Source organism: Candidatus Glomeribacter gigasporarum BEG34 (genome assembly GCF_000227585.1).
GTDB lineage: Bacteria > Pseudomonadota > Gammaproteobacteria > Burkholderiales > Burkholderiaceae > Glomeribacter > Glomeribacter gigasporarum_B.
In genome coordinates, this window is sequence record NZ_CAFB01000056.1 from 1 (window position 1) to 8,719 (window position 8,719).

General features: G+C 51.7%; 12 protein-coding genes. 3 read left to right on the forward strand and 9 right to left on the reverse strand.

What is annotated here, in order from left to right; genetic code table 11:
• On the forward strand, positions 1–263 hold a 263-nt coding region (locus CAGGBEG34_RS07425; RefSeq protein WP_042688345.1), incomplete at its 5' end, for a hypothetical protein.
• Positions 264–266: 3 nt separating this feature from the next.
• Here CAGGBEG34_RS07425 and CAGGBEG34_RS12220 read toward each other — a convergent pair.
• The 4 genes from CAGGBEG34_RS12220 to CAGGBEG34_RS11395 all read right to left on the reverse strand — a co-directional run bounded on the left by CAGGBEG34_RS12220 (position 267) and on the right by CAGGBEG34_RS11395 (position 1,697).
• A complete protein-coding gene (locus CAGGBEG34_RS12220; protein WP_006683101.1) occupies positions 267–563 on the reverse strand; it encodes a KfrB domain-containing protein in 297 nt (98 codons plus the stop codon).
• 243 nt (positions 564–806) lie between these two features.
• Positions 807–1,169 carry a zeta toxin family protein gene (locus tag CAGGBEG34_RS07435; RefSeq protein ID WP_006683102.1) on the reverse strand — a complete coding sequence of 121 codons (363 nt, stop codon included), beginning with the start codon at positions 1,167–1,169 and terminating at the stop codon, positions 807–809.
• On the reverse strand, positions 1,166–1,387 hold the full coding sequence (locus CAGGBEG34_RS07440) for a hypothetical protein (protein ID WP_006683103.1): 222 nt from the start codon (positions 1,385–1,387) through the stop codon (positions 1,166–1,168). Before CAGGBEG34_RS07440 ends, CAGGBEG34_RS07435 begins: the two co-directional genes overlap by 4 nt.
• Positions 1,377–1,697 carry a nucleotidyltransferase family protein gene (locus tag CAGGBEG34_RS11395; RefSeq protein ID WP_006683104.1) on the reverse strand — a complete coding sequence of 107 codons (321 nt, stop codon included), beginning with the start codon at positions 1,695–1,697 and terminating at the stop codon, positions 1,377–1,379. Before CAGGBEG34_RS11395 ends, CAGGBEG34_RS07440 begins: the two co-directional genes overlap by 11 nt.
• 189 nt (positions 1,698–1,886) lie before the next feature.
• Between CAGGBEG34_RS11395 and CAGGBEG34_RS07455 the strand changes: the two genes are divergently transcribed.
• Both CAGGBEG34_RS07455 and CAGGBEG34_RS07460 read left to right on the forward strand, forming a co-directional pair.
• Positions 1,887–2,183: a hypothetical protein gene (locus tag CAGGBEG34_RS07455; protein ID WP_006683105.1), complete on the forward strand. Its 297-nt coding sequence runs from the start codon at positions 1,887–1,889 to the stop codon at positions 2,181–2,183.
• Between the two features lie 20 nt (positions 2,184–2,203).
• A complete protein-coding gene (locus tag CAGGBEG34_RS07460) occupies positions 2,204–2,908 on the forward strand; it encodes a nucleotidyl transferase AbiEii/AbiGii toxin family protein (RefSeq protein ID WP_006683106.1) in 705 nt (234 codons plus the stop codon).
• A gap of 82 nt (positions 2,909–2,990) precedes the next feature.
• On the opposite strand, the gene CAGGBEG34_RS07465 is transcribed toward CAGGBEG34_RS07460, so the two are convergent.
• The 5 genes from CAGGBEG34_RS07465 to CAGGBEG34_RS07485 all read right to left on the reverse strand — a co-directional run.
• Entirely contained in the window at positions 2,991–4,412 is a 1,422-nt protein-coding gene (locus CAGGBEG34_RS07465) for a DNA topoisomerase (protein WP_203224859.1), read from the reverse strand.
• Between the two features lie 252 nt (positions 4,413–4,664).
• On the reverse strand, positions 4,665–5,780 hold the full coding sequence (locus CAGGBEG34_RS07470; protein ID WP_238985019.1) for an ImmA/IrrE family metallo-endopeptidase: 1,116 nt from the start codon (positions 5,778–5,780) through the stop codon (positions 4,665–4,667).
• 95 nt (positions 5,781–5,875) lie between these two features.
• On the reverse strand, positions 5,876–7,372 hold the full coding sequence (locus CAGGBEG34_RS07475) for an IS4 family transposase (protein WP_203224860.1): 1,497 nt from the start codon (positions 7,370–7,372) through the stop codon (positions 5,876–5,878).
• A gap of 69 nt (positions 7,373–7,441) precedes the next feature.
• Complete coding sequence (locus tag CAGGBEG34_RS07480; protein ID WP_006683110.1) at positions 7,442–7,732, reverse strand: hypothetical protein; 291 nt, start codon at positions 7,730–7,732, stop codon at positions 7,442–7,444.
• 130 nt (positions 7,733–7,862) lie between these two features.
• The coding region (locus CAGGBEG34_RS07485; RefSeq protein WP_203224861.1) for a DUF3800 domain-containing protein at positions 7,863–8,719 on the reverse strand (857 nt) is incomplete at its 5' end.

The following is an 8,719-nucleotide window of genomic DNA, read 5'->3' on the forward strand; positions in this document are numbered from 1 at the left end:
AAGCGTGGATCGTTGAAGACGAAGGCGCACAGGCCGAAGCGTGTTATGACTGGAGACGCCCCGCGGACTTTATCGCGCGTCGTCCGGATTTCATTCCTCATTTGCTACAACAGGATGCGTTCGCGCATCTTCATCTGCTTACCCATCCGGTGATGACGCCGTTTCACGATAAGCCGCTGACCGCCACGTCATTTCGAGCGGATTATTCTCATATTATGCGCGCTCATTCACGTCTGCATCCGGAGATGGAGGTGGTCGTATAAGTTTTATTTCGGCGCTGGATGACGTTTTGGCGTCGGTGTAGGTGAATCAACTGGCACAATCTTGCCGTATTGATAGCGATAACTGACTGTCTGTATTTCGTTTGGCTGGCACCGCACAGTGGCCGCCAATTGGCGGTCATGAAGCACGCAATCATCGCCGAGATCTTGCAATACGTGATAGTCCGTCACTCTCAGCACTCTACCTGTGTAATCCCTGCCATGCACTGCTTCTGCAATACGTATAGTGCGTGTACCGCTTGTCGCTCCAAATAGCAGTCGTTTCGATGCCAAACGTCGCATGTACGGCCCAATCAGCTTTTCAGATACCCAAGGTAGCGCCCCGTCTTCGACTGGGAATTCCACCTCATCATCAACTTTTTACGCAAATTGCTTGGCCCTTCAGAATTGTCGAGTATGATTACCTGGTCCGTATGTTCAAACGCAGCCGGGAGCAGTGCCATAGATGCCTCATAACGCCGACGAATAACATCAGGTTCGACGGCGTGACCGCCATCAGCAACACGTCCTGCTACACGCTGAACGTTAATATCGGGCTTCAGTGGTGACAAAGAACGATAACGCGCGGTAGCCCAGCACTCTCGCCTGGATAATCAGCGCAACCTTCTCCGGTGTGGACATGACCGTTTCGAATGCGAAATCACGGCCTTCATGTAAAGCTTGCAAACGCCGCTCTTGCGCTATTTGCGCAGCTTTTATGTTTCGCCTGTGATCATCAGAAATAGGGTCTTGTAGCAGACGCGCGATGTCATCCGCGTTGATATACTCTCCGGAAAATTGCCCCGGTATATTAACAATCGCTTCAGTGATCGTGGATTTTCCTGAGCCGTTTGGCCCGGCGAAAATAATGACTGCCGGTATGCCTTTTTCGTTGGCAAACCGCGTCATGCAACTTTGAGTGGTTTGGGCTTGATGCTCGACTGACTGACGCTCACCTTGAGCACTTGCCCGGATACCTCTTGCGCCGCATCTTCTGGACAACGGATGACATAAGCAGGCTCAATGCCTTTTGCTTTTAGACGATCCACAGCCTTTCTTACTGCCGCATTGGCGCGCGAGAGAAACATAGCACTCATCATATAGTGACTGATCTTGTCAGCGGACATAAATTTCACTCCCACTTGAGGCATTTTCTAGTTTCCACTTACCGTTCGGTATTGTACGCTGACTATTCAAGGACAGAATCAATAATTTATGAATTTGCGCGATTTTCAAACGGGCGCCGCTGTTTTGAATCCTGGCGATATCCATCAGGCTCGTATCCGGCGTCGGGTCAACGAGCAGGTCGAGATCGCTGTGCTCAGTGTCATCGCCATCGATCACTGAACCAAACACGCGAGCGTTACACGCATGGTTCGATTCCACGATGCGTCGAATTTCGGCTCGATAGGCATTCAGCGCTTCGGATGGTTTCACAATGATTCCTTCGTTTCAATACAATCATAGACCGGCTCGAAACCCCGCGCTTCCAAATCAGAAACTGCTTTTTCCAATACTTTTCTAGCGCAAGATCGTAAAGTCGTCTTGCTTTCAGTAGATGCTAAGGCGCTGAGGCGTATAATGAATTTGTTGAAAATCGTAAAAGTGCGTTGAGCGGAGGATCGCATGATTCCTGTGAATCCGGAAGCCTTGAAGCCTTTTGCCAGCAAGTACGTCTGGTGGAAAACGCCAGATGAGGCTGTCGCCATGCCTGAGCGGGTCATTGCCCAGGTGATGAATATGGGCGACTACGCCGATGTTCAGACGCTCGCTGTTCAAGTCGGTGATGACGCGCTGCGCGAGGTCTTGAAACACGCGGAAGCCGGGCAGTTCAATGAGCGCTCCTGGGCTTACTGGCATTACCGCCTCGGCCTGGCCAGCGTGGATCGCGTTCCGGCCTTGCCTGTGCGGAGGTTTGCGTGAGCGGTGTCTTCAAACCACGCATGGATATATTGCCGCCTGCGCAGCAACGGCTGTGGCCGGCGCTTCGCCCCGCTGCTGACCTTGGCTTTGTCCTGTACGGTGGAACCGCCGTCGCCCTGCGGCTGGGGCATCGAGCTTCTGTTGATTTCGATTTCTTCTCTGAAAGACCGCTTGATCGCGATGCGATCAGAGCCGCTTTTCCGTTTGTGGAGCAATCGGCGCTGCTGCAAGACAAGGGCAACACCTGGAGTCTCCTGGCGCCCTACGGCGATTCTGAGCGCCAGCAGGTGAAGGTCTCGTTCTTTGGCGCGCTTGACTTTGGCCGAGTCGGTGAACCGGACTTCACCGATGACTGGGTATTGCAAGTTGCCTCCTTCGATGACCTCATGGCCACCAAGGTGAAAGTGATTCTCCAGCGCGCTGAAGCCAAGGACTACCGCGATGTTGCTGCGATGGTCAGTGCCGGAGTCAGTCTTTCGCATGGGCTTGCCGCTGCTCGACGCATCTTTGGCCCGAACTTTCAACCCAGCGAGAGCTTGAAGGCGCTGGTCTATTTTGGCGATGGCGATTTGAACACGCTCACCGCGAGAGAGAAAAACATCCTCGTCCATGCTGTGCAGGCTGTCCGTGATCTGCCCGAAGTCACGATCATTTCAAAGCAATTGAAAGGCGAATGGCGCGAGCGATGCGTGGGCATATCAACGGCCTTTCAAGGCTCGAAATGATAATGTCGAATAGGCACACGGTGACATCATTGAAACGCTGCTGGAGCAGCCATAAACGGTTCGAGCCAGAGAAGACGACCCATTAAGGGTGCCGCATTCGCATCGCCATTTTATTTTCCATGTCCGCTGCTTCCGAATGATCTTCATCAACCGGCGCATCTACAGCTTTCCACCCAAGCACCTGCGTCGTCTTCCAGCTTGACTTGAAGAGATCCTCACCGTACTGCGCTTCCAGCCTGCTGTCGAGAAAGACGTGCTTCGGATAGAACTGCGCCATGTAACGACGGGCAATTGCATCAAATACCTTACGTTCATAGTTGCTTAAGCCCTGCGCCTGCTCACCCGTTGGAATGATGGCGTGGTGCGCTGAGACTTTGGCATCATTCCAGCATGCATAGCGGATCTTCGGATTCGCGCCGCTGGCGAGCTTCAGATAGGACGCGGAAAGACCCTTCAGTACTTGAGACGCCTCCGTATGCATGGAGGACGGCAAATATTGGCAATCCGTGCCGACATAGCTGACCATCTTGCGCGTCTGATACAAGGATTGCGTAGCAGCGGAGGTTTCTTTCGCCGACATCGCACAGCGCGCCGACATCTCCGACTGCAGTTTCGCCAGATTAAACGGCAACGGCGGCGCCTGTTCGCGTTCGATTGCGGTAAATGCAGTGACTTGGCCAATCTGACCTGCGTTGATCCGCGCAACAATCGCTTCAGCGACACGCAGATCGATGATGCGCCCTTCAGCGTCTATCCCCTGCATCGACGCGCCTTCTACATGGGAGGACCACGTCAGCACGCGGCCGTTCAGCAACACTACCTCGGGCACATAATAGGTGAGCGATTTGAAATTCTGAATGTCCAATTCACGCTGGACGACCAGTCCAAGCGTGGGCGTTTGCACACGGCCAACCGAGAGTGTAGTGTCCAGACGCGCTGCAATCCGGCTGCGCACCCCTCTCGATCCGTTCATGCCAACCAGCCAATCTGCTTCGGATCGTGCCTGGCCCGCCGTGCGGCGATGGACGAATTCCGCTTCTCCATTCTTACGCCGATTCGACGGATCGAATGCCGTCCGCAATGAGGCGTCGTTATTGGCGCGAATCAACACGCGTTCGACCGGTTTGGTCGCGCCCGCTGGATCGATTCCAGCATACGCGATGACCTCATCCGCGATCCATTGCCCTTCCCGATCAATATCGCCGGCATTGACGATGATGTCCGCCTCCTTGAGCAGTTTGACGACCGTCTTGAGTTGTTCCAGCTTTTCCGGATCCGGGAAATGACGGAAGGGTTTAGGCAGAATCGGAAGCTGCGCAAAGCCGCGCGCGGCCTTTTGCGCTTCGCTCATGTAATCTTCTGGCGTGCCTAAATCCAGCAGATGTCCAACGTTGTAGGTCACCCAATCACCATTCTTCAGCCGATAAGCGCCCTTGAGTTTTTGCTCAATGCCAAAGAATTCAGCCACATGTTTGGCTACATCGGGTTTTTCCGTCAGGATCACGCGCTTAGGCATGTATTGGTGCTCCAGATGATTATTTATATTTATAATGATACATATATTATCTGACAAATGCACAGTCTCCAGACACTCACGGATATAGATATTCCACGTCCGTGATCCAGTGCTTCAACGAAATCATCCGTTGCTGAACAGCATGCTCAACCCTCCTGAATCTCGGCCGCTCCCCATGTCCATTATCCAGGAAATTGATCGATGGGATAATGATCCCAAGCATGAATCATGGAAGAGGCATCAAACACCCGCATAGTAGCGTTCCAGTTGATGCAGGTCGCTCATCTTCAGGCCATCCAGATAATGGCTCGCTTTTGCCAGGGTGATATATTGGCCATGAAGCGCATCCAATACGGTGCGCACAAATGTGTTGCCGAAAATGTGCGAGGGTTCTCTGTGGCGGTACTTCCGGCTGCCTCCCTCTTGTTCAGGAACAGGCTGGGTAGATCGCCATTCCCTGTAAGCGGCATATTGCGCCTGGGGTAACCGGCCCGCATCAAGCAATCGCCGCAATATGACTTCGGTGCTCACCCCCCATGTTTTCCGAAGCGCCTTTAACCACTCATCGAACTCGGAGATCTGCCGTGGACGCGCTCCATCTTTCACTTGGACGAGAAACGTTTCAGGCACAAGCAAATGCCCAGCGAATGCATTTGCATCTCTTTCGTGACCTCGATGAGACTGCATATCGCGCTCATCGTCAATTGCGCTGCTCTGATGTAACAGCACGTGCCCCAGCTCTTGCATGAGGGTGAAGGATTGCTGGGATTCCGAATCCTGCTTTCTGACCACGATGACGGGGCAATCATGGTCGTACAGGCTGAAGCCCAGAATCAGGCTCTTTTTGGCAATCTGCCATTTGCTGTTGTATCCATTGCTACGGAATACCAGTACACCGCGCGCTTCTACCGCTGCCCTATAACTATCAAATGTATTGTTCTGCGCAAGCCCCAGCCATTGGCGCGCAATGCGGGCTGCTTTGGAAGGGTGATCGCGCGGCAGCTCTGGCGCTTTAAATCGAGGTAAATCCGCGTTGTCCAACTCTTCGCGAAGACTTAGATATATTTCGCGCTGTCTCTCAACACGCTCGATCAGCCGCTTCAGCTTGCCCGTGAGTTCAGGTTTTTGATTTGCCAAGGTACGGAAAGCGGGGGTATGGACCTGGGTTGCGTCGACTGGCCCTGGCTCCAGAAAGAAAAGCACGCCTCGGCCAAAGAAACTTGCGATCTTGCTGAGCTGAAGAAAAGTCAAGCCGTCTTCCCCTCTGAGTACACGCTCCATCGTCGCTAATGGGATGTTAAGTTTAGACGCGAGTTCATACGGCGTTGTGCCGTAATCGGTGCAACACCACTTCATCCGCTGAGAGTTGATCAACTGTATTCGCTCCATACGGTTCATTATATTGAGCGAAGTGGCGTGGCTGCGCCCCTGTCCACTTCCCTGTCTCTTGATCACAAATCAGTGAAAGAAAATTGGCTGATTTGATAGCCCTTGACACGCTCTTGCAAACGAAACCATCCATGCCAAAGGGTGTCCCATCCGGGACGCCCGGTGCGTTTAGTGTCTGTAAAACCGCCCAGCTTGGCCAACGCCAAATAAGCCCAGCCGAGAGTAGGAGGGGAAGTTGGCCGTCTATCGTGCTCAGTTGATGTCCACAGGACTTGCCATTCGTCTTCATTCAGCACCGTGTCACAGGGCTGCGCCGGCTGACATTGGCTTTCACGCAGCTGCAACAACCGTACAGCAAGAAACGCCGTGAGCGCTATCATGCGGGCCAGATTGTCTGGGCTTTGGAAGCGCTGCCGTTCCACCCCGACCCCGCTTTTCCACGCTTTGTGATAGTCCTCAATGCGCCAGCGGCATTCGTAGTAGCGCACGACTGCCAGCGCTTGCTCGGGGCTAGCCACTGCTTCGGTCGTCAACAGCACCCAGCGTAACGGCTCTACGTTGGCGGGCGCTTCTATCTCCTCAGCTAGCACGGCCTTCACACACAGGGGAGCGATTTCTGCTCGACTGCCCGAGGGTGGCCTAAGGGTCAACGTTGCCCCTCGCAACGATAGTTTGGCTGTGCGGGCCGGTCGGCCACCCCGCTGTGTAACCTGAACCGTATAACAGCATGCCCCGGTGCTTTGCTTCTTCAGTGTCTCAAACAGGCTTGCCTGACTTTCCCATAGCCGCCGATCTGCCTTGGCGCGTACCACGAAACGCTGGCTATGCCTCAGTTTGTAACTTAAATATTCGTATACGTCCGCTTCGCGATCACACACCGAAATCGTGTGGGCCATTTTGGCGCCTAAACGGGCTTCGACCTGAACGGATGCCTGTTCCCATTTGTAGCTTTCCTTATCTTGATAGGCACGCTTCTTACGTTGATGTTTTTTCCCATAACTCTCTACCTCACGGCACCAATGGCTCTGCTCAATCAGTCCCACCGTCTGTTCGCTCAGGGCATCCAGCAGCAGCACAGAGTGCACCTGATCGCCTCTACGTTTAGCGTTGGGGTTGTTGCTCGTCGTGCCCAGCTGGGATGCAACCGCATGCTCATAAGTGAGGATCGTCGTATCTTCTACAGCAAGCAACACAGCATGTTCTTGAGCCTGACAAGCAGTCGCTACAAACCCTCCTGCCCTGATCGCCTCGGGGTTGACCGCGTCGTTGCGCAGTAATCGATAGCTGCCTAATAAGGCCGCTTTGTCTCCTTCGCAACATTTCGGCAATGAACATCCTATCTGGTTCGCTAGACGTTTCCCTACCTCCACCAATCGTTTGGTGCGGCGCTCATCGCCTAGATTGCATTCCCCAAATGTTTGGTGCGCCCAATCTCCCGCTTCCCTTCTAAACATCTCGCCCCTCAAATCTTTGCAGATTATCTCTTTCTGATTTGTGATCAAGAGACAGGTCCACTTCCAGAGATTCAACAGATGCAAAAGACAATGTTTTGTTTCCACAGGTGGAAATGAAAAGCACGGCTATTTCCAAAATGGCCCGGCTTTGGAAATAGAACGCACCGTCTGAGTTTAATCCTCCGCTTTGCCCTTCATTTCTTCCTCTAATTCCTCTTGAAGAAGCCCGATACAGCTCCCGATATTGCCCCCAGGCGCAACCCGGTGCGCCTCAAGCTGCGCCGAGAGCAGATCGCGCGCCCATGCAATCACGCGAGCGCCTTGCATGCGGCACGTGGGAAGATCATCGAATTCAAACCCGTCCACCTGTATCCAAACTCGATCTGGCCTTTCGCTAATCGTCACGCGCCCGATCTTCTTCATGCCGGAGTAGTCCAGATCGGCTTGGCTCAGAACAATGCTCATTGTTTTTTCTCTTTTTATAGGGAAGAAAACCTATTGACTTTCTTCTATGAAGCTATAGAATAGATTTACGTCGTGACTGCGTCGATACTAGCAGGATTAGGGGATTTCCCCTGACACGGCGTCTTCCTTCTCACCAATCTCCAAGTGGAATTTTAACTATTCCATATCCGTCTATAAGTCCTTTTTCTGATGTTCTAAATGAATCACGGATGCGGTTAAAAAATTTCGTATCCTTATTGTTGTACGCACGAAATACTGCGCCTGCTACCATATCAGCAAATTGGATTCCTACACTTAAATGTGAAGGCGCAATGAATAAGCCTTCAATAATGTTTTTGTAATTGGTTACGCCTTTATACTCGTTTGTCATGAGTCTGTTATGCAGTTCTCGAAGACGCATATCATCCCTTGGCGCTCTGTGGTCGCACACAATAATTCCGTAGATTCGCTGTCCAACTGTTCTCTCTAAATCTTGCACATAGTATTGAAATCGTTCAGTCAATTGTTTATAAGCTAATGAATATAAGTCATTAGCATTATTGACATAGGTGAGTTCATAAGCCTTTTTAACGTTCACCACAACGCAAATGAGCCGAATCGATTTATGTGCAGTTATAACTGAATACAGCCAATTTCTAAGCGCCTCTTTTTGCTCAATAGACAAATGACTTAGGCTATGAGGTTTTGCACCAGGCTTTTCAGGTGCAAAATAGCGCCATTTAATTTCACCGTTAATCTTACATTGACGCTTGATTGCAGAAAGAGATTCAGCTAATTTTTTCCAAATAGAATCTAGAATGACAATGCCGCCAAGAATAAAAAAGTGCGTTTCTGACGCTTTATTGTGAGGAGGCGGTGTTCCGGATTCATCCACAAAGAGAATATGCATTATCGCTTTTTTGCTCTGATTTATTACACTGAAAATCCTATTAATTATAAATTTAATAATTGACCGACTCAAACGGCTTTTTCTGAAGGATGACCTGT

Bases quoted from the DNA above. Each gene is read 5' to 3' on its own strand.
- CAGGBEG34_RS12220 (WP_006683101.1), bottom strand. From the start codon at position 563: ATGCGACGTTTGGCATCGAAACGACTGCTATTTGGAGCGACAAGCGGT.
- CAGGBEG34_RS07435 (WP_006683102.1), bottom strand. From the start codon at position 1,169: ATGACGCGGTTTGCCAACGAAAAAGGCATACCGGCAGTCATTATTTTC.
- CAGGBEG34_RS07460 (WP_006683106.1), top strand. From the start codon at position 2,204: ATGGATATATTGCCGCCTGCGCAGCAACGGCTGTGGCCGGCGCTTCGC.
- CAGGBEG34_RS07470 (WP_238985019.1), bottom strand. From the start codon at position 5,780: ATGAAGTGGTGTTGCACCGATTACGGCACAACGCCGTATGAACTCGCG.
- CAGGBEG34_RS07455 (WP_006683105.1), top strand. From the start codon at position 1,887: ATGATTCCTGTGAATCCGGAAGCCTTGAAGCCTTTTGCCAGCAAGTAC.
- CAGGBEG34_RS07480 (WP_006683110.1), bottom strand. From the start codon at position 7,732: ATGAGCATTGTTCTGAGCCAAGCCGATCTGGACTACTCCGGCATGAAG.
- CAGGBEG34_RS07440 (WP_006683103.1), bottom strand. From the start codon at position 1,387: ATGTCCGCTGACAAGATCAGTCACTATATGATGAGTGCTATGTTTCTC.